Below are 19,812 nucleotides of genomic sequence, written 5' to 3'. Positions count from 1 at the left end.
CGATGGTCATCAGTCGTCGAGCAGCGAAGGCTGAACATAGGGTGTTACTGGGCTTCGAGTACCGTTGGTCCGGGTGGTGAGCAAACGAAATTCAGCCACGTTGTCGACTACTGATTGGGCCAGATCGAGTATGTCGACCAATGATGGGGCTGCGACAACAAGTAGCTCGGGTCGGTCCGGGTCGACGTCGAATCCGCATCCGGATCCGTTTTCGGGGATCAGGTCTCGCAGAAGTTCGGCGCGGGGCCGGTTGGACGCGAAATAGACGACCGGATACGGCGCCCAACTCCGAGCGACGTGGCTGCGACAGCTAGCTGCTGGGAACATCTTCCCGGCAGAAAGGGCATACGCCAGAGCCCCCACGCCAAGCTCCAGACCTCCAAGGTCGCAGTCCTGGGACTCGATAAGGCCATCGATTTGGTCGGCGGCGGCTCCCGACAGGCCCGCGTCCTCAGCACTGCTGTTTTCGAAGGCCTGCGCATATTCTTCGAAGTCGTCCGGGTTGGTGGCCAGTGCATCCAGGAATTTCAGCACGCGCCGGTGTGCGGCCAAATAGGTTCGAGCTTCCTTGACCGTCGTGCCGCGAAGATCAACGACGTCCCGAAAGTTGCCGAATCCTTCCTCGTCGATCTCCGAGGGCTTCGGGGGCTTGAAAGTCGCTCCGGCGGGAAAATCGGATGACAACTCTGTGCGGAAAACGGGATGCATGGACTATCTTTACCATGTGCCCGGAGCTGGCATCGGACGAAGCTCCCAAATGCGGCGCAGCCTGAGCTGAGGACAATAGCCCATGGTTTCGTCGTTAGCCACGCAGGCTGTGGCACCATGAAGCATGCCTGCCGAATTGTCCGAGCCCCAGAAGTTACTCCTCGGCTTCATCACGGACGCCTACCTGACGTCCAACGATTTCAACGGTGTCCACTGCGGCTCCCTTCCGCCCGAACTTACAACTGAACTTCGGCCGTTGCTGGAAGCGGGCCTCATCTACGCGAATTTCGGTCAGCGTTTGGTCAACCCCCACATTCTCGGTCTACCTCCTGAAGCTCCCGGCGTTCATCTCCAAGTCATCGATACTATTGGCCGCCCTCTCACTGATGCCGTGCTCTTCCCCACCCCAGGGCATCTGCAGACAGTGGTTCCTTCGGCCCTTTATGCCGATGCGCCGTTCAGTCGAGAACTGGCCTTGGGGGCCGGCCAGTTGGAGCACCGTTTCTTCGAGACGGCCGTCCTGGCTCGGTACCGGGACGATCCTCGATACAACTATATTTTCGACATTGACGGTCAGATTTCCCGGGATGACTTCCCGGATGGCATGTTCCTCAACACGATGAGCGTCGGTCATCGTGTCACTGACGGCCTTGTCGTTGTCGGGGTCTTCTTGAAGTACGTCGATGACCTCACGCCTACCGAGCAGCAGTACTGGAAGTTGCATGAGGTTTCCGACCGCGAGAACTTCCGGCTGCATCCGGACTTCATACGTACGCACCTTCGCGCCGAGTTCCCACAAAAGCTAAGCCCCTTCGTTGCCATGCTTGAGGAGATGGCGCTCGTCAACAAGATGTGCGACGCCATCGGCTATCCTCAGCTCTTTCGGAAGATCTATGAGAGTGGCGCCAGGTCTAAGGAACCGGACTTGCGTGAGCCGCGACCCCGCGACTTCGGGCATCTGGTTCGCCCGACTATGAAGGAACTTCGTGACTTCACCGCCATGCTGGACAAGATGCTGTCCGACAACATGACGGACGAGTTCTTCGCTGCGGAGATACCCGAGATGTTCCATGATGTTCCGGGGCACGGTGGTGCGATGGTGCGGCAGCAGAAACGGTCGCTCACGCTACTCAAGGAATGGCTGGCGCTCTTCGTCAAAGAGGATCCGCAGGGCTTGGTAGATTTCACATGCAAGACGATGAGGGACATTCGTAATGCAAGAAATCCTGATGCACACACGATTCGGGACAATGACTATGACGAAACGATCTACGCCAAGCAGCGAAAGCTGATCATGGATGCATACGTCGCGGTCAGAACGATTCGCCAGAGTCTTCAGGGGCATCACCTCGCGAACGCCGTGCACGTGCCGTCCAAGCTAGAAAACATGGACGTTTGGAACATATAGCTAGAGAATCCGCCGCAATCAGACTGTGTCTTTGAGTCTTGATGGCGAGGCTGCTCCGCTGAGTCTGCCGACCTGATCATCCAGGGTATGGACGCGCACACACCTCGGATGCCAAGAGCATAAAACGGTGCAACCCCGCTTGCTGGTCGAGCGCAAGCGCGGGCGGGCCGCTGGTCGCGAGAGCAGACGACTGACCCGGGCTGCTGGTAGAGAATGTCGGAGGCACTCGGCAGAATAATTCGTTATGACACCGACAACAAAGACTGGGTATCCGGCGGGCACCTTCGAACACGAGGGTCGGCTTTGGAAGCCGATGCCTGGCGCGGCTACAACAGCCGCGGAATTCTTGGCTGCGCGGCGACTTTTCCTCGAACTTCACCACGAGTCGACGTGGAACCCGTGGGTTCTCGAGGACCGCGCCGAGGAGATCGAGCGAGCAATGGAGGTCATGGGCCACTGGACAAGGGCTGAACCTGACCATCGCATGCTTACGGACAAGCAGGTCCAGGCTATGTTCAAGCTTCGGGATCACGAGATCGAGGAGCGTTGCGCGGCCGAGCAGGAGGGATTCGAGAAGAACCGCGAACGCTACGACCCCGAGACGGAGAGCGCTCGCCTGGCCTTGCTGGAGCAACGGTCGCGACTCGACTATGAGGTTGACGAGGTTAAGGCTCTTCGATCCGGCGAACGGTTCCCGGCAATGGACTCCAGAAAGCGCGCAGGACAGGTCGCCGAACTTGATGCCTCGATCACCCGGCGTCACGCAGAGGTTAACCGTCTCAGCAGTCTCGTCGGTGACCCAGAACAAGTCGTCGACATGCACGGCAGGCTGCCCCGCGACCGCCGCGGCATGATGCTGGCCGCGTTCACTGCACATCGTTCGGTCAGCGTGGGGGCACTGCGCGAGAAGGTCCAGGAGTTCACCACAGCCGTGAAGGGCGCGACGGACAAGAGCGCCCGAGCCAAGGCGCGTCTTGAGCTGGAAGAAGCAACAAGCAGTCTGGACAAGCTGCTCGCGATACCGCAGCTCATCGCCGATGACATGTGTTCGGAGTGCTCGACACCAATTGCGCAACACGGTTGGTGTGCACCGCCAACCGGAGGGCCGTGTCCTGCCTGGCCTGGCTGGGCCGCCAGGCTCCGGGAAGTGCAGCAGATGTTTGAGACATTCGCACGAAACCAAAGCGCGAAAGAGCCGGCGCCGCTCAAGCCCGAGCCCTTGGCGGTAGTGCCCTCAGGGCTGTCTATCGCAGAAGTGATCAAACAGCTCACGGAACTTCAAGCTAGGTACCCAGATAGTGAGGTCCGACGCGGCAGAGCGAACCGCTGGGAACTATGGCCCAGCCAGCCAACCGAGGACTGAGGCCACTGGGTGTTTCCAAGCGCACGCCGGGGGAGCCGAAGCCAGGATGGGCTCACGCGCTCTCTGGATGGGGAAGATCTGGTTCAGAGATCAATTGAAGCGAAGAAGGGAAAGGTGTTGACGGGCGTGTCCAATCGGCAGCCGAGTATTGACGTTGATATGTTCGTAGATGTCGTATTGCAGGTGGCGATCGGCTGGCCCGTTCCGATGTGAAAACTGGGCATAAGTAGAAAACACAATAATAGCTGACGTCTTCAATGACATATGTCATAATACGTACAAATAATCAGGGGATATGAAGTGCGTCTGTCGAGTCTAAAATTGTCAAACTTTCGTTCGTGTATTGATACCGATCTTAGTTTGACTGGTGATCTCACGGTACTCGTCGGTGAGAACGGCAGCGGAAAAAGCAATCTTATTGATGCTATTCGCCTGTCGACGGCTTCAGCGCTCGAACATAGATCCCTATGGTTTGATCCAGAACGAGACAGGAGCTATAGCTCAGATAAGTCGTCGCCTATCGAAATTCAGCAGACTTTTACGGAACTGAGTGCGCAGCAAGAAGCTATCTACATGGCTCAACTTGTAGATGATGACGAGACACTGACCTATACCCTTAATCTCGCCACGGGTGCTGATTTGCCGAAGCGTGCTCGCGCGTCATACAGCGTGGGAACAGCGAAACTAGCGGACGCGGAACCCGAAAATAGAGAGCGCATCGCGCACGTCTATCTGCCGCCACTTCGGGATGCGGTACGTGAATTGGGTTCCGGAGACGGGACGCGATTAGCTGAAGTTCTTCGAGTCTTGTCCGGTAGTAAGACTGATGATTTCGAAGTGGATGCTAACAAACTGATCTCGCAGGTAGCTGATCTAAAGCTAGCTACGGATGTTAGGGCGGCACTTCAAAGTGAGCTTGAGCAGGTGACGCATCCGGCCAGGGGTTACAAAGTTCATATGAACGGCCGGCAGCAAGAGCTACGTCGGCTGGCCGGTCTGATGCGATTGATGATGTCCGAAGCTGGTATTAGCGCCGCTGATATTGGCTCCGCAGGTCTCGGCTACGCGAACCTTCTGTACATAGCGGTCATCGTGCTCCAGCTAGAGAAGGCTCGCGAGTTTGACCTGACACTACTCCTGGTTGAGGAACCAGAGGCCCATCTTCACCCCCAGCTGCAGACGCTTCTGCTTTCGTATCTCAGTGACCGTGCGAAGGAGAGCCGTGACAAGGAAGTTGCTGGCTCACTGGAGCCTGCCGGCCGCATCCAAGTCATCGTGTCGACGCACTCACCGAACCTCGCGAGCTCGATCTCAACTCGCGAAATTGTCGCCGTCTCGCGTCAACCAATCGAAGCGGGTTCACCTATCTGGGGAACGAAGACGCGACCACTATCAGACGCTGGATTGGGGGACTCAGCGCAAAGGAAGATAGACAGGTATCTGAATGTCACTCGTTCGTCACTAGTGTTCGCTCGGCAAGTAATCCTCGTGGAAGGTATTGCCGACGCGCTTGTCTTGCCGGCACTTGCCAAGCACGTTGTACTTGAAGGCTTAACCAAAGAGTTGAGGCAGTTTGAGACAGTCTCCATTATTGCCATTGATGGCGTTGACTTCGAGCCTTACTTGAAGCTTCTTCTTGGTGGTGCCTTCGAACTCGTCGATAGGGTTGTGGTCGTAACCGACGGTGACATCAAGGATGACACGACGCCCGGCTTGGACCGAAAGACAGCATACTTGGCGGCCTTCCCGGAAGCGGCTGCTAAAGGAGTTCTTCACGTATGTCACGGCGAGTACACATTGGAGGCGGATCTCTTTGGGCCGATCGAAAATGATGCGCTATTGAAGAAGATATATCTCGTGCTCCACTCTCGGTCGGTGGCAAAGTGGGATGAAGTTGTGAATGCAGCCGGTGATGATGCCAATGAGCGAGCGAGGTGTTTCCGTCAAGCTATGAGAGATGACGAGCTTGACATTGGCAAGGGTGATTTTTCTCAACTAGTAGCCGAAGCTCTTGACTCCGAAGAGCGCCCTGACGGTGAGCGATCCGCTTTTGTTGTTCCGGCATATCTTCGCTCGGCCATCGACGCCGTTTTACTGCCAACTGAGTCGATCCCTTCGGTTGTCGACATACTCGCTTCGGGAAATGTTGACGAACATGGCCGATGACGATCTGTCCGATGAGCAGCTCGAGGCACTTGCGGACAGCGTAGTGTTAATTGAGGCCTGTCCTGGAGCTGGAAAGACTCGAACGGTGGTGAATCGATACCGTCAACGCATCCATGGCGCAACGAGCGGCGTTGCTCTTCTATCGTTTACGAACGCAGCTATCGATGAGGCTACAGTTCGATGCTTGGACTATCCGCAGCTACTCAAGGCTCCAAATTTTATTGGAACTTTTGATACATTTATCCATCGGTACATCGTTACGCCAGAACTGACTCCGAGTCTGGGTTATGCACCTAATTATCTTCAATCGTGGGATGACCTTGCATTCGAAAACGTGGTTCGCCACAAGTATTATCCTCGAGGCTCCGGAATCAAACTGTCCAGCTTCGCTTATGACAGGGACGGAAAAGTTGTTCTAGATGCAGGTCGTCTCTCCTGGGACGAGGGGATCTATTACCGTTCCACTCTGCCAAGTGACCAAGCCCGGAAGGAGCTGACGGAAAAGGGTGTTGCCACAATACACCGCAAGATATCTCTCGGCACTCTCGATAGCGACGCAGCACGACGTAAAACGCTCGAGATGCTCAAGGAGCAAAGAGGTCAGAAGCGTCTGGCTCGACTATCGATGCGATTCCATGAAGTCATCGTAGACGAGTTTCAAGATTGCGCCGAAACTGAGCACGAAATACTTACTCTCTTGAAGGATGCAGGCATCAATATCGTTGTTGTCGCTGATCCCGATCAAGCAATCTACGAGTTCCGCAATGCGAGCCCTCAAGTCTATCAAGCATTCAAGGATGAACTATCCATTGAACAGCTCGTGCGATTTACGACTAACTATCGGTCTAGCCCGGCCATTTGCTCCTTCGTTTCAGAATTGCGACACGACACATCATCACCGGTAAATCCTCGCGATCCATTCGATGCAGTAGCTCCGGATGCGATCTATATCCTTGGTGGAGCCACCGATAAGTTGGGGGCTAGATTCTGTGAAATTGCAGAGGAGTGGAAAATTAGTCCCGAGCAACGTATCGCGCTTGCTCATAAGACAAGCCATGCACGGAAGCTGGGTATCGGGGTCAAGGACGAGCCAAGCGGCGACGCTACGGCGAAACACCTGCTTGTCGGTATCGCCACGCTCCGTCAGAAGAAGAGCCCAGCGGTTCGTAAGAAGGCCATAGATTCTCTGGAAAGGCTCATCCTTGGGCAATTTGATTGGGGCGACGACGCGGATCGGTGGGGTCGCCAGGAGAAAGTCGAGGCACTAGGCAAGAGCCCGGTGTGGCTCAAGATTCTGATCGGCGACCTGGTTAGGAGCAGCGAAACCTGGACTGAAGCTGGTCATGTCATGCCTTCGGTCAAGGGGATATTCGCCACTCACTTTGAGGGAGTCGACGTTGAGGTGCGAGCAGGGCTTGGCAATAGATTCAAGAAGCCTGCTGATCCGCTGTGGCGGTACTGGCTGCATGCCGTAGAGAGTCCCTTGAGTGGGGACTCGCTGCTGCAGTGGTCGACAATTCACGCTTCAAAGGGCCGGGAGTACGACGCAGTACTGTTGAGCGTTCCGGATGATGACGTGATCGAAGACTGGCTTCAGAGCAGGAACACCGAAGCGAGACGTGTGTTCTACGTGGGTGCTAGTCGTGCCCGCTCCGTCTTGGTGCTAGCTGTTGCGGCGAATCGTCTGGAGACGATGGAACGTGTACTTCTTGAGCGCGGGATATCAGTTGTGACAGAGGCTGTCCTCTAGATGAATAGCCGCAAAGTAGTTATCGACAATGCAATGAGGGCCGACGCTGTTTTTGTGGGACGCGTGATCAGCGCTTTGGCAAGACCCGAGTTGGCCAAGGTTGGTCATACAGTGTCGTTTTGCCTGGGCAGCTACTTCTCGCTCTTTCTCTATGAAGGTTATGCCCGCCTCACTGAAGTTGCTCCTCAACTGCAAGTACCTCTTTCGCCGCTGGCGGAGAGCGTGACAGCTCGTTCGCGACATAGCTTGAAGTTCTTCGAAGACACCCGTCGGGGGATCAACGGGCAGATAGCCTACTTTGAAGACGAGATCTTTCCTGCACATGCTCAGCGGTTCTATGGCAATACGTGGTTGCCGCTTGCACGTCGCTGGGAAACGGATCTTGGTTTCTACCGTTATGGTGGCCGGCTCGTGTCGACGACGCATGCGGCGACGTTCAGCCTTGGGCTTGACCCGAAGACGATGTTTAACAAGAACGCAGGCCCAGAGCTTGTTCGAATCATGACTGAGTACGGTCAGTACTTCGGCGCACTCGGCGCCACGCTCGATAACAAGGCCAATTCTTTTCTGGATGATGTTGATGTGTCGCAGTTCGGCAAGCTGCGTGATGATGTTCGAAGCGAACGCTATTACCGGCGAGTCTTCAATGGTGAGGCGACGCCGAGTATCAACGCCATGATGACGGTCTTCCAGGCCAGTATGAATTTTGTCGACGTGCTCGTGCCGTCAAGTCTGGACTACAGCCTCTTCAAGATCCGCTTCCTCACGGTCTACCAAGTACTGCGCAGCCTGGAGATGCTGCGGACGGAACGGGCATCTGAGTTGAGTGCCGAATCCCTGGCGGCTATTACCGGAATCGTTGATACCGCCGAAGCGCAGATGATTACGAACCCTGCAGCTAAGCCGTTTCGCAATACGTTGATGCACTACGGCCCGGATAACCGTATCGATCTCTCACTAGTCGACAAAGATGATCTCATCGGTAGCTTGGTGCCGCTCTGCTACGGCGGTCTCACGGCGACGGACTTCGCTGTGAAGCTGGATGTCTGTATCGCGCACACGGCCGCTGGGCTGAACACCTGGGCGCAGAGCTGACTACGACAGGAGATGCTCATACGAACTCCGCATGGGGACTCCCTGTTTAACTAGGGTCTGCCGAACCGTCGTCGGCGAGACACCATACTTCTGTCCGAGCACAGCCAAGGGTGCGCCGGCGTGGTAGCGCGCGGCCGCTCGTCCAAAACCTGAGCCTCGTCCAACCCCCGTGAGCGCATGGTGTTGCCATGGATGGCGAGGTGATCTGCGACAGTCACTCGGTGAATGCCATACTTTTTGGCCAACTCCCCGACCTTCATGCCCTGGCGGCAGTCATCGGCCAGCTGGGCTGAATGCTCGGCACTGATCTGCTTGGCGCGCCGGGGGATAAGCGACCCGACACGCGCCACCTCTGGTCTGGCCTTGATTTTGCGCATCAGGGAAAGAATTTTCAACTAGTACAGCGTGATTAGTTCCAAGGTGTTTGACGAGGGGAAGTACTTGAGTGCAGCCAGAAAGCGGCGAGGGATACCGTTTTCGTCGGGGAACTCCACCTGGATGTTGAGCTTCATCGTGTCTAGTTCCGGCGAGGGGACGCCCTCCCGGAGGCCTTCCTGAAACGCCAGATTGAAGACCAAATTGTTGGCTAGTTTGCTCATAATTGCTCCCTCGAGGGCAGCCTTGTCTAGGTTGGTGAGGCCAGCCATTTGGAGTGACGATCCATGGCCACGATGTAGGTATTCGAACCTGTCGTCCGTCATCATCAGATTCATTCCCGACAGCGGCTGGCTATTCCCCCCAAGAACTTTAAGGGCGATCGAGCTGTCGTCGTCGGCCCATTCAGGAACTCCGTTGTCGAATCGATGGCTCAGCATCATTCCGAATAGATCTTCGTCGACTCCGAAGCTCGTGAAGCCGTACTCTTCCAGGGGATACCCAGGCAGGTTGGAATTTCCGTCGTCATCCTGGGCGGTAATGATCACGTCGCCGGTTCGAACCCCGAACTGCGGCAGCAGCAAAGCAGCCTTGAGGGGATTCCAACAGGAGCAGTCGACATAGCCGAGATATGCCTGACTGTCAGCCAAGAAGCTCTCATGGAGGTCCTGAAGCTGCTTCTTCGACAGATTAGTCAAATAGACGACGTAGTACTGCTCGGTAGATGTCCGGGGGAAGTCCCGCTCCCGCACGAGAAGCCCTTCGAGTGCTTTCCACAGGAAGTCCGTCGGGAGGTGGAGGATATCTCCAAGCCGGATGGAGGTTTTTGTGGGCCCAACTTTTTGGAGGGCTGGAAGCCAGGAACGCGAGATTTCAAGTCCGTACCACGCGCTCGTGATCGCGCTCGAGTCAAAGAGGAATGCGGCCTCGCGCTTTTCTCGGTCGGTAATTAGTGCCTTCTCTAGGCTTTTATACGCTATGTCACCAGATGCAAGATCAGTCACGAGTCGGTGGTGCATTATTCGAATTAACTTCTGAATCTCACCAGACGATAGGTCGAGCGCCGAGGCCATGGATTGCAGCCCCACGTGAGTGTACGCGTTTAGCGTATGGATCTTGAATGGCTGTTCGAGAAGTTCGTCGGCAGTAAGCGCGTCTGGCATGTCCTCATGATGACACAAGTCTCAACATTGAGAATCAGGTTTGGTTCGGATGCATCGACCAAACCGAATGCCCCGAGTTACCTACGAGACCTATCGAAAACGCCACCTGATCCTGCGTTAGCTGTGGAGCGAGCAGCAAAGCCTGTTCACCCTGATCAATCCTATGAAGCAGTGGGCGTTGCACCAGTATTATCTGTGCGCCGAGAAGGCGACCGAGGACTCGCTCTTGGGGTATTACCAGCAGATCAAATCAGCGAAGCCTTCCCTGCCGCACCGGGCCGGCAAAGCGTATGTCGAGTTTGGCCGTCGCATCCTGGCCAACCGATCTGTCCAAAGCGAACCAGCGAACGTGCCGCAATATAAAGGAAAAAGATCTAGTGGTCCGCTCACTGGTTCGACCTCAATCAGATGTGGTTCTCTTCGTGAAGACGCTCATCGCCATGGCTGAGCCGCGGGCAGCCGAGGAGGCTACGAAGTCTGGCGCAGATGGTCCCACGAACTCCGCATCGAAACTCCCTGTTTAACTAGGGCCTGCCGCACCGTCGTCGGCGAGACGCCGTACTTCTCTCCGAGCACCGCTAGGGATGCGCCAGCGTGGTAGTGCGCGGCTGCATCTACTACTTGAGCTTCATCCAGACCACGTACGCGCTTCTCGATACGGTGCACCGCAAGGTGATCAGCGACGGTCACTCGGTGGATGCCGTACTTTTCAGCCAAGTCCCCGACCTTCATGCCCTGGCGGTAGTCGTCGGCCAGCTGGGCGGACTGTTCAGTGCTGATCTGCTTGGCACGCCGGGGGATCGGTGGTGCGACACGCGTTACCTCTGGCCGGGCCTGGATTTTGCGCATCAGGGAACGAAGTTTGACGGACCCGCTACTTTGTTTCGAATAGGCATGTAGGACCCCCACCAATCGAGGCTCTGCCGACTTCATGGAAACATGGAGAAGGCAGGGTCTCTTTTCTTTTCACCGTGGCTTTCCGCGCGTGGCGGCTTTGCGCGGTCCTGGCACTCAGGTGCTGGTACCCATACCCAATGCCGGCAGCATGAATTCCCACATCTGGTCGATCCGGAGCAGTACGTCTTTCCTGCCGGTCAGGACATCCGAGACCATCTGCACGCCGGTGAAGGACGCGATCAGGTACCGGGAGAAAGCCGCTGGATCCACGTCCGGACGTACTTGGCCCTCATTCACGGCCTGTTGAAGCAACTGTTCAGCGGTGCTGATCCAGTCTTCGTAGGGTCCGGACACATCCGCTTGGAACGCGGTTGCTTCGAACGTGAGCCTGATACCGCCCTGGACGATGGGCTCGTCAAGGAGTTGCTGGCCGAACATCCGGCAAAGGCCGATGAGTTTGTCCATGGGCGACTTGGAGGACCCGATTATTTCTGCTCCGGCGGCGAGCACCAGGGCGTGCTGTTCTTCAATGACTGCCAAGGCGAGTTCGCGCTTAGAGGTGAAATGGAAGTAGAGAGCACCTTTGGTCACTCCGGCACGTTTGGTGATGTCGGTCAGGCTGGCATTCCCGTAGCCGATTTCCGCGAAGACCTGGGCGGCACCTTCGATGACGGCCAGCCGGGTGTCCTTGGCACGTTGTTGCATGGGGTATGCAGAACCTCTCGGTATGGGACGGCCGCCAAGTGCATCGGGCAGCTTTGCGTCCCGATAACGCTATCACCGCCCTCTTTGCGGCAGGTGGGTCGACAAAACCGACTGGACGGTTTGGTTTACGGGCCCGGGGATCCTAGAATTCAGGTGAGCCACTCGGGTGTTCCCGTCTGGGTCACCGGCAGCCGGCTTGGGGGGAGGTGCGATGGATTCATCCAACGCACCTCGGCTGCCGCGTCCACCTGAAAGAGCCCATGCAAACAGGGTGGGAGAAGGGTGATGCACCTCACCTTGGAGTGATTTCTCTTCTTGGTGAATTGTGGTTAGTATTGACGAGTTGCTTCGACGGGAAGAGAAATACTTCTTCGAAAAGCCAACATTTCCGGGGCTGTGGCGCAGCTGGTAGCGCACCTGCATGGCATGCAGGGGGTCAGGGGTTCGAGTCCCCTCAGCTCCACTTCGGAAAAGGACCCCGCTCATGAGAGCGGGGTCCTTTTGTTTCCCAAGGCCGGTGCTAATCCGAAAGTGCCTTGGCAAACTCGGCGCCGCTGACGAACTCGACACCTTGGAACGGCTGGTCACCGACCACCCACGCATTGTGGCCGGGCGGAATGGTGTAGGAATCGCCGGCCGAAATGCTAATACGTCCGCCGTCGTTGGTTTCCACGTCCAGTTTGCCGGACACGCAAAAGCCGACGTGGCTCAACTGGCAGGAATCCGTGCCGACAACTGGCTTGATGCAGTCGGCCCAGGTCCATCCAGGCTCAAACGTCATGCGGCCGATTGTGTAGTCTCCTACGGTGACGAGATCCAGCGTGGTCTTGTCAGGGTGGCGTGTTTCATCTGGGGAATTGTGGGATTTTACTTCCAGGTTCGTGACAGCATTGACACTCATGGCTTCTCGCAGGGGAGGGGAGCAACTGTTGGTGGTCCCGACGCCCTGGCTCCTACGACCGCTGGGACCGATGCCCGTCAGTGCCGGGGCCAGTTCGCTGACCGCGGGGCGGACGGGTGTTTGTGTTGTGCCTCCAGAGTGCTCCCGGGCGTGGAATAAGTCGAGACATTGAAGCAAGGAAAGCGGGAAACGCGTTGTGACGGCATGGGAACTCGAAGCACTGTTCGGTACGTTGAGCAGGCTTCCGGACGTCGAAGCGGACAATCTGCGGGCTTACGACGCCACGGATCGGCTGCTTCTGGAGACCGCGGAAGGCTATCTCAGGCCGGATAGCCAGGTGGTGGTCATCGGTGACCGTTACGGTGCCCTGACCTTAGGCACCTTGGCCGGTACCGGCGTCGGGCATGTCCGTGTCAACCAGGACCTGTTCACCGGCAGGGCCGCGCTGCAGCGCAATGCCGCTGCGGCCGGGCTGGATGGACGGTATACGCCACACGAACTTGGCCGGGAATTGCTGCAGGGTGCTGACCTGGTGCTGTTGCAGCTGCCCAAGCCGCTGGCCGAGTTGGAAGAAATCGCCGACGCCGTCGCCCGGTTCGCGGGGCCGGATGCGGTCCTGCTCGCCGGTGGACGCGTCAAGCACATGTCCGTGGGAATGAACGCCGTCCTGGCGAAGTACTTCTCCGCGGTCCAACCCCAGTTGGCCAGGCAAAAGTCCCGGATCCTCGTGGCCAAAACCCCCCTGACGGTCTCCGGCGAGCCGCCGTTTCCCGTGGTGGAGTCCAACCCCGAACTGGGAATCACAGTCTGCGCCCACGGTGCAGTGTTCTCCGGAGCCCGTCTGGACATCGGAACCCGCTACCTCCTTGGTTTCCTCGATCGGATGCCAGCGGCCCGGCAGGCAGTGGATCTTGGATGCGGAACCGGAATCCTCGCCACGATGTATGCCCGGCATCAACCCGGCGCACGGGTCATCGCCACGGATCAGTCCGCGGCGGCCGTCGCATCAGCCACGGCGACCGCGGCCGCGAACGGGCTGGGGGAGCGCATCAGCGTCATCCACGACGACGCCATGTCCAGCCTCGAGGCCGGGAGCGCCGACCTTATTCTGCTGAACCCGCCTTTCCACCTGGGGGCAAGCGTGCATGCCGGTGCCGGCCTGAAGTTGTTCGAGGCCGCAGCACGGGTCCTGGCGCCCGGCGGGGAACTGTGGACCGTGTACAACAGCCACCTGCAGTACCGTCCCGCCTTGGAGCGATATGTCGGGCCGACAGTGGAGGAAGGCCGGAACCCGAAGTTCACGGTGACCCGCAGCCGAAAAGCCTAAGGGCGTGTCCGGCTCATCGTTACCAAGCCCTGACCCCCTCACCTGCGTGTGCTCGTATCGGTGGTGGCGTGGGTATCGTACGATTCAGACAGACTTAATTGACGACGTTTTTCCAATGACGAGGGGCATCAGTGACTGAGATCCGGCAGCCGACACCTAGGCGCGGAACGAACCTACCCAGGATGGGGGACTTCAACCTCACCGTCATCCTGGAGGCGATCCGGCGATCCTCGGGAGGGCTCAGCCGCGTTGAACTGGCGCAAATTGTTGGGCTTTCGCCGCAGACCATATCCAACATTTCCCGGCGACTCCTTGACCAGCAGCTCATCATGGAGGCCGGCAAGGAAGGCTCGGGCCCGGGTAAGCCCCGGACCATCCTGCGCCTGAACCCCGCCGGGATGTACGCGGTGGGCGTGCACCTGGACCCGGCCGTCATTACTTTTGTGGTCCTGGACCTGCTGGGCGATGTCGTCAGGCATTCACGCATGGCCACCCCGGGGGGCGACCCGGCGGACGTGATCACCAGCATTGCAGCGCAAATCGACATCCTCATCCAGGAGTCAGGCGTGGACGCGTCCAAGATCGCCGGACTCGGCGTTGCGGTGCCTGGTCCGATCGACCTCGATGAGGGCTCGGTGGTGGACCCTCCGCTCCTGACACGCTGGAACAGGGTACGCATCCGCGAAGCGTTGACTGAGGCCACCGGCCTGGAGACCTTGGTGGACAAGGATGTCACCAGTGCAGCGGTTGCTGAGACGTGGGCGGGCGGCGCCAGTGGCGCAGGCAGCTTTATCTTCATGTACATGGGAACCGGTATCGGCTGCGGCATTGTCCTCAATGACGAAGTCGTTCGAGGCACGTCCGGCAACGCAGGCGAAATCGGCCACATCGTGGTGGATCCCGACGGTCCCCTGTGCGATTGTGGCCAGCGTGGATGCGTCAAGTCCTCCAGCATCCCGCAGGTTCTTGTTGCCGAAGCTGAAGAAGCTGGCGTGCTCGACGGGAACCGCCAGGGAACGGACGGCCCGCAAGTCCAGGAGCGGTTCGCCGAGTTGTGCGACAAAGCCGATGGCGGTGACGCCAGGGCCATTGCGATCCTGGACAAGTCGGCCACCCTCGTGGCCCGGGCGGTGTCCGTCGTAGCCAACACGTTGGACGTGGAGCGGGTGGTCTTTGGCGGCCCGTTCTGGGGCCGGATGTCGCCGTACTTCATGGAACGGGTGCCTGCGTTGTTGGAACGGAACAACGCAGCCCGCATGATCCATGGGCTTGAAGTGGTAGGCACAGGGGTCGGCGAAGACGTCGGCGCGATCGGTGCTGCGTGCCTGGTCCTGGAACACATGCTCGCCCCACGCGCACAAAGGCTCCTGCTGGAGGGCTAAGGCCAGGCAGGACAACTGAATATCCGCAAGGCTGGGCCACGTCGCATGGGTGTCACGGTGAAGTGCTGGCTTGCAGCCACCTTCGACCGATTGGAGCCTCATGGGCCGCCGAACAATGACCTTCCGGGTAAGAACTGCCCTCTACCGATCTGCCGCCATGCTCTCCGTCGCCGCTGTCCTTGCAGCGGCGACGTCGTGCTCACCCACACCTGATGCAGCCGGGAACAAGACCCTGAAGATCGTGTACCAAAAAACCGATTCCTTCACGGCGCTGGACGCGGTCATGCAGGATGCCAAGAAGGAATTCGAAGCCGCCAATTCCGGGGTGACCGTCGACCTCCAGCCGATCCAGGCCAATGACGACGATTATGGGACCAAACTGGCCCTGGCGCAGCGTTCGACCGATACGGCCCCGGACGTCTTCTACGAAGATACTTTCAAGGTTCGTTCGGACGTCGACGCCGGCTACCTCCTCAACCTGGACAGTTACCTCGCGAAATGGGGCGAGTGGTCCGCGTTCGACGAGGCGGCAAAGGAAGCAGGACGAGCCGACGACGGCGCCATCTACGCAGTGCCCCTTGGCACCGACACGCGTGCCATCTGGTACAACAAAGCCGTCTTCCGGAAGGCCGGCATCCCTGTGCCGTGGCAACCGAAAAACTGGGAGGACATCCTGGCCGCAGCCCGCGCCATCAAGGCCGCGGACGCGGAGGCCATCCCTTTCAACATATACGCCGGAAAGGCAACCGGTGAGGGCACGGTCATGCAGGGATTCTACGAACTGCTGTATGGAACGGACAGCACCCTGTACGACGAGCGGGAGAAAAAATGGGTGGTTGGTTCGCAGGGATTCACTGATTCCCTGGCCTTCCTGAAAACGCTGTATGACGAGAAGCTCGCTGTCAGCCCGGCCGAGGCCCTGGACGCAAATGTCTGGAAGAAGGTCTTTGGCGAATGGTTCCCGCAAGGCAAACTGGGCGCCACAGTGGAAGGCTCCTACGCGCCGTCGTTCTGGCAGAAGGGCGGAGCCTACGAATGGCCCGGCTACGAACAGGACATGGCAGCCGCGATGTTCCCCACTCAAAAAGGCCAGGAACCCGGCGGGGTGAGCATGTCCGGTGGCTGGACCCTGGCCGTGGGAGCGAAAAGCAAGAACCCCGAACTGTCCTTCACGTTCCTCACTACGGTCCTGAACAAGAAAAACGCGCTGTCCTACGACATCAACAACTCCCAGATCGCCGTTCGGACTGATGTCGCAACTGACCCCGGGTACCTGGCCGCCAACCCGTTCGTGAAGGATGTCTCGGACCTGGTCAAGGTCACACACTACCGGCCCGCGACGGCCGACTACCCGAGGATTTCGACTGCCGTGCAGGAAGCCACGGAAGCCGTGATCACCGGAAAGAAGAGCCCCGAAGATGCCGCAGCCGACTACGACGCCGCCCTCCGCAAGCTGGTAGGGGAGGACAAGGTTTTGGAGAAATGAGGATCCGCCGCTTCCTGCGGCTCCTGCCAGTGGTCCCCTCCATCGTGCTGCTGATGGTGTTCCTGCTGGCCCCGGTGGTGTGGTCGTTCTACGCATCATTCACCGATGCTGCCTTGTCCGGGAAAGGAGCCAGGGACCCCCAGTGGGTGGGTGTTGACAACTACGCCCGAATGGCTGGTGATGAATCCTTTCCCTTGGCCGCTTGGCTGACAGTGGTGTTCGTCATGGCATCGGCCGTGATTGGCCAGAGCGCCTTGGGTTTGCTGATTGCACTGCTGATGACCCGCTCGCGACGTGTCGTGTCGTCATGGGTGGGAACGGTGGTGGTGGCGGCCTGGGTGCTTCCTGAGATCGTTGCAGCCTTTGCCGCGTACGCCTACTTCAACCGGGACGGGACGCTCAACCAGATCCTGGGCGGCGTGGGCATCCAGGGCCCGGATTGGCTGTATTCCTTCCCCATGGTGGCGATCATCCTTGCAAATACCTGGCGCGGCACGGCCTTCTCCATGCTGGTGTACCGGGCCGCGCTGGCGGACATTCCCCGGGACGTCACCGAGGCAGCCCTGATGGACGGAGCGCGGGGTTGGCAGCGCCTGGCATTTATCACCCTCCCGCTGATCCGGAGCAGCATAGCCACCAATCTGATGCTGATCACGCTGCAAACTCTGGCTGTCTTCACCCTGATCTGGGTGATGACCGCCGGGGGACCAGCCAACGCCAGCACCACGCTGCCGGTGCTGGCCTACCAGGAGGCCTTCAAGTTCGGTGACATCGGTTACGGAACGGCGGTGGCTTCCGTGCTGATCGTGTTGGGCATGGTTTTTGGCGCGGTGTATGTGCAGCTCCTGCGGGATAAACGCGCATGAGCCGGACGCGGGCGCCATCGGCGACAAAGCGTACGACGCCGGGAACCGGCTCACGCCGTCGGGCGAAGCTGGGTGCGGACATCGCCTTGGTCCTTGTCGGGGTGTGTTTCGTGGTGCCTTTGCTGTGGTTGGTGCTTGCCGCCGTCGATCCCCAAGCCAGCTACCAGGCCAAGGTGCCCGAAACGCCGTCGTTGGATAATTTTCGTGCCGTACTGACTCCAGAGCTGTTGTTCCGGCCCCTTGCCAACAGTTTCCTGCTCTCGGCCGGCACCGCACTGGTGAACGTGTTGGCTGCGGTCCTGGCGGCCTACCCTTTGTCCCGGTACCAGTCACGGTTTAACAAGCCGTTCCTCTATACGGTCCTGTTCGGTACATCGTTGCCCGTGACCGCCATCATGGTTCCGGTCTACGGTCTGTTCGTCCAGCTGCACCTGCTTGATTCCATGGCTGCGACCATCTTTTTCATGGCCACCACCACCTTGCCCATGGCGATCTGGATGACGAAGAACTTCATGGACTCTGTTCCCCTGGAACTTGAGGAGGCAGCTTGGATCGACGGTGCATCGCCCCTGGTGGCGTTGCGCACCATCGTGCTGCCCCTGATGAGGCAGGGCTTGGGCGTGGTGATGATCTTCGTGTTCATCCAGGCGTGGGGGAACTTCTTCGTCCCCTTTATCCTGCTGCTGTCCACGGGGAAGCAACCGGCATCCGTGTCGATCTTCAGCTTCTTTGGCCAGCACGGCGCCATAGCCTACGGGCAGCTGGCGGCTTTTTCGATCCTGTATTCAGTTCCGGTGCTGGTCCTGTATGCCCTGGTGTCCCGGGGCATGGGGAACTCGTTTGCCCTGTCCGGCGCCATGAAAGGGTAGCGCGGCCACCGGGGAAGCAGCGGGGGGATCAGTCGATATCCTCGATGATTTCGCCGTAAGGTATTGACTCGTCCAAATGGGCTTGGTGGCCCGTGGAGCCCGTGTTGTAGACGATCCGGACTCCGTGGCGTTGGTCCGCTGCGGACTGCAGCAGGACCGGGCGCACCGCGTCCACAACATGCTGGGTTTGGCTTGCGAGGTAGTTCTGGTAGGCGGCTGGTAGCTGATGCATGGCAAAAGGATAGACCCGTGGCGTCCGCATGGGGAGGGCTACCCATTGCGGCTTTTTCGGGCCCCGACTTGGATAGAGTGGCCAAACAACGCCAGCGAGGAGACCACGAGTGCAACAGACCACAGCCACGGCCGGCATTGATGCCCCGGACATGGCCCGTGCCCAGCAACTCGTGGGCAGCATTGTCCGCAGCTTCGAAAATAAAGTGGTGGGCCAAACCAGGTTGCGCGAGACCTTGGTCATCGGACTCCTGACCGGCGGTCACGTGCTTCTTGAGAGCGTCCCGGGTCTTGCGAAAACCACCGCGGCCCAAGCCATAGCCGAATCGGTCAGCGCAGAGTTCCGCCGCATCCAATGCACGCCGGACCTTCTTCCCAGCGACATCGCCGGGACGCAGATCTTCGATGCGGCGAAGGGGACCTTCGTCACCCAGCTGGGCCCGGTCCACGCCAACATCGTTTTGCTTGACGAGATCAACAGATCCAGCGCAAAGACACAGAGTGCCATGTTGGAAGCCATGCAGGAACGGCAGACATCCATTGGCGGTGAGTCATATCCGCTGCCCAAGCCGTTCCTGGTGCTGGCAACGCAGAACCCCATTGAGCAGGAAGGAACCTACCGCCTTCCCGAGGCGCAGATGGATAGGTTCATGCTCAAGGACGTGCTGGACTATCCGAGCCCGGCCGAGGAAGCAGAAGTGATCCGGCGGATCGACGCGGGCGTGTTCAACCCTGACCTGAAGCCGCCCGCCGCAGCATCGTTGGATGCCGTGCTCCAGGTTCAGGAGTTGGTGCGCAGGGTCTACATCGATCCGGCCATTGTCCGGTACATCGTGGGATTGGCCTACGTCACCCGCAACGCAAGCCAGTACCTGGAACCCCAACTTGCCGGCCTGGTTGAGTTCGGTGCCAGTCCACGGGCAAGCATCGCCTTCAGCCAGGCGGCAAGGGCCTTGGCCCTGCTCAACGGCCGCGACCACGTCATCCCGGAGGACGTCAAGAACCTCGCCCACCGCATCCTGCGTCACCGCATCATTCTCGGATTCGATGCCGTAGTGGAGGGCATCTCGGTCGAAACCGTCATTGATGCCGTCCTGGCCTCGGTCCAGACGCCGTAACG

At 58.7% G+C, this 19,812-nt stretch carries 17 protein-coding genes and 1 tRNA gene; 12 read left to right on the top strand and 6 right to left on the bottom strand.

Features of this window, described 5'->3' with window-relative positions:
- Window positions 1-9: 9 nt before the first annotated feature.
- Window positions 10-708, bottom strand: a complete 699-nt coding sequence (locus AC5RU9_RS07900; RefSeq protein WP_494015984.1) for a hypothetical protein — start codon at window positions 706-708, stop codon at window positions 10-12.
- Window positions 709-832: 124 nt separating this feature from the next.
- On the opposite strand from AC5RU9_RS07900, the gene AC5RU9_RS07895 reads away from it, so the two are divergent.
- From AC5RU9_RS07895 to AC5RU9_RS07875, 5 genes are all read left to right on the top strand, one after another.
- The gene (locus AC5RU9_RS07895; protein ID WP_494015983.1) at window positions 833-2,116 is read left to right on the top strand and encodes a hypothetical protein; all 1,284 of its coding nucleotides are present in this window, start codon (window positions 833-835) and stop codon (window positions 2,114-2,116) included.
- 244 nt (window positions 2,117-2,360) lie between these two features.
- Window positions 2,361-3,479 carry a hypothetical protein gene (locus AC5RU9_RS07890; RefSeq protein WP_494015982.1) on the top strand — a complete coding sequence of 373 codons (1,119 nt, stop codon included), beginning with the start codon at window positions 2,361-2,363 and terminating at the stop codon, window positions 3,477-3,479.
- 300 nt (window positions 3,480-3,779) lie between these two features.
- Entirely contained in the window at window positions 3,780-5,645 is a 1,866-nt protein-coding gene (locus tag AC5RU9_RS07885; RefSeq protein ID WP_494015981.1) for an ATP-dependent nuclease, read from the top strand.
- Entirely contained in the window at window positions 5,635-7,395 is a 1,761-nt protein-coding gene (locus AC5RU9_RS07880) for a UvrD-helicase domain-containing protein (RefSeq protein ID WP_494015980.1), read from the top strand. The genes AC5RU9_RS07885 and AC5RU9_RS07880 overlap by 11 nt, the downstream gene beginning before the upstream one ends.
- Window positions 7,396-8,490 carry a hypothetical protein gene (locus tag AC5RU9_RS07875; RefSeq protein WP_494015979.1) on the top strand — a complete coding sequence of 365 codons (1,095 nt, stop codon included), beginning with the start codon at window positions 7,396-7,398 and terminating at the stop codon, window positions 8,488-8,490.
- A 395-nt stretch (window positions 8,491-8,885) separates the two neighbouring features.
- Here AC5RU9_RS07875 and AC5RU9_RS07870 read toward each other — a convergent pair whose 3' ends face one another.
- The 3 genes from AC5RU9_RS07870 to AC5RU9_RS07860 form a co-directional block, all read right to left on the bottom strand.
- The gene (locus AC5RU9_RS07870) at window positions 8,886-10,028 is read right to left on the bottom strand and encodes a hypothetical protein (protein ID WP_494015978.1); all 1,143 of its coding nucleotides are present in this window, start codon (window positions 10,026-10,028) and stop codon (window positions 8,886-8,888) included.
- Window positions 10,029-10,496: 468 nt separating this feature from the next.
- Complete coding sequence (locus AC5RU9_RS07865) at window positions 10,497-10,877, bottom strand: hypothetical protein (RefSeq protein ID WP_494015977.1); 381 nt, start codon at window positions 10,875-10,877, stop codon at window positions 10,497-10,499.
- Between the two features lie 162 nt (window positions 10,878-11,039).
- A complete protein-coding gene (locus tag AC5RU9_RS07860) occupies window positions 11,040-11,630 on the bottom strand; it encodes a ScbR family autoregulator-binding transcription factor (RefSeq protein ID WP_494015976.1) in 591 nt (196 codons plus the stop codon).
- A gap of 390 nt (window positions 11,631-12,020) precedes the next feature.
- On the opposite strand from AC5RU9_RS07860, the gene AC5RU9_RS07855 reads away from it, so the two are divergent.
- Window positions 12,021-12,093, top strand: a tRNA-Ala gene (locus AC5RU9_RS07855).
- Between the two features lie 57 nt (window positions 12,094-12,150).
- Here the strand turns inward: AC5RU9_RS07855 and AC5RU9_RS07850 are convergent.
- Window positions 12,151-12,531 carry a cupin domain-containing protein gene (locus AC5RU9_RS07850; protein WP_211712232.1) on the bottom strand — a complete coding sequence of 127 codons (381 nt, stop codon included), beginning with the start codon at window positions 12,529-12,531 and terminating at the stop codon, window positions 12,151-12,153.
- A 196-nt stretch (window positions 12,532-12,727) separates the two neighbouring features.
- Here AC5RU9_RS07850 and AC5RU9_RS07845 point away from each other — a divergent pair, with 196 nt between their 5' ends.
- The 5 genes from AC5RU9_RS07845 to AC5RU9_RS07825 all read left to right on the top strand — a co-directional run bounded on the left by AC5RU9_RS07845 (window position 12,728) and on the right by AC5RU9_RS07825 (window position 18,461).
- Complete coding sequence (locus AC5RU9_RS07845) at window positions 12,728-13,858, top strand: class I SAM-dependent methyltransferase (protein WP_494015975.1); 1,131 nt, start codon at window positions 12,728-12,730, stop codon at window positions 13,856-13,858.
- 182 nt (window positions 13,859-14,040) lie between these two features.
- A complete protein-coding gene (locus AC5RU9_RS07840) occupies window positions 14,041-15,240 on the top strand; it encodes an ROK family transcriptional regulator (RefSeq protein ID WP_494015974.1) in 1,200 nt (399 codons plus the stop codon).
- 100 nt (window positions 15,241-15,340) lie between these two features.
- Entirely contained in the window at window positions 15,341-16,726 is a 1,386-nt protein-coding gene (locus AC5RU9_RS07835; protein ID WP_494015973.1) for an extracellular solute-binding protein, read from the top strand.
- Entirely contained in the window at window positions 16,723-17,592 is an 870-nt protein-coding gene (locus AC5RU9_RS07830) for a carbohydrate ABC transporter permease (RefSeq protein WP_494015972.1), read from the top strand. The genes AC5RU9_RS07835 and AC5RU9_RS07830 overlap by 4 nt, the downstream gene beginning before the upstream one ends.
- On the top strand, window positions 17,589-18,461 hold the full coding sequence (locus AC5RU9_RS07825) for a carbohydrate ABC transporter permease (protein ID WP_494015971.1): 873 nt from the start codon (window positions 17,589-17,591) through the stop codon (window positions 18,459-18,461). The genes AC5RU9_RS07830 and AC5RU9_RS07825 overlap by 4 nt, the downstream gene beginning before the upstream one ends.
- 28 nt (window positions 18,462-18,489) lie before the next feature.
- Here AC5RU9_RS07825 and AC5RU9_RS07820 read toward each other — a convergent pair whose 3' ends face one another.
- Entirely contained in the window at window positions 18,490-18,693 is a 204-nt protein-coding gene (locus tag AC5RU9_RS07820) for a hypothetical protein (protein WP_442789694.1), read from the bottom strand.
- Window positions 18,694-18,802: 109 nt separating this feature from the next.
- Here AC5RU9_RS07820 and AC5RU9_RS07815 point away from each other — a divergent pair, with 109 nt between their 5' ends.
- Window positions 18,803-19,810, top strand: a complete 1,008-nt coding sequence (locus AC5RU9_RS07815; protein WP_211712238.1) for an AAA family ATPase — start codon at window positions 18,803-18,805, stop codon at window positions 19,808-19,810.
- Window positions 19,811-19,812: the final 2 nt, after the last annotated feature.

The sequence above is a fragment of the Arthrobacter sp. B0316-5-4 genome (assembly GCF_059090325.1).
The sequence above is the reverse complement of the archived record's forward strand: the minus strand, read 5'-3'. Positions and strand labels throughout refer to the sequence as shown.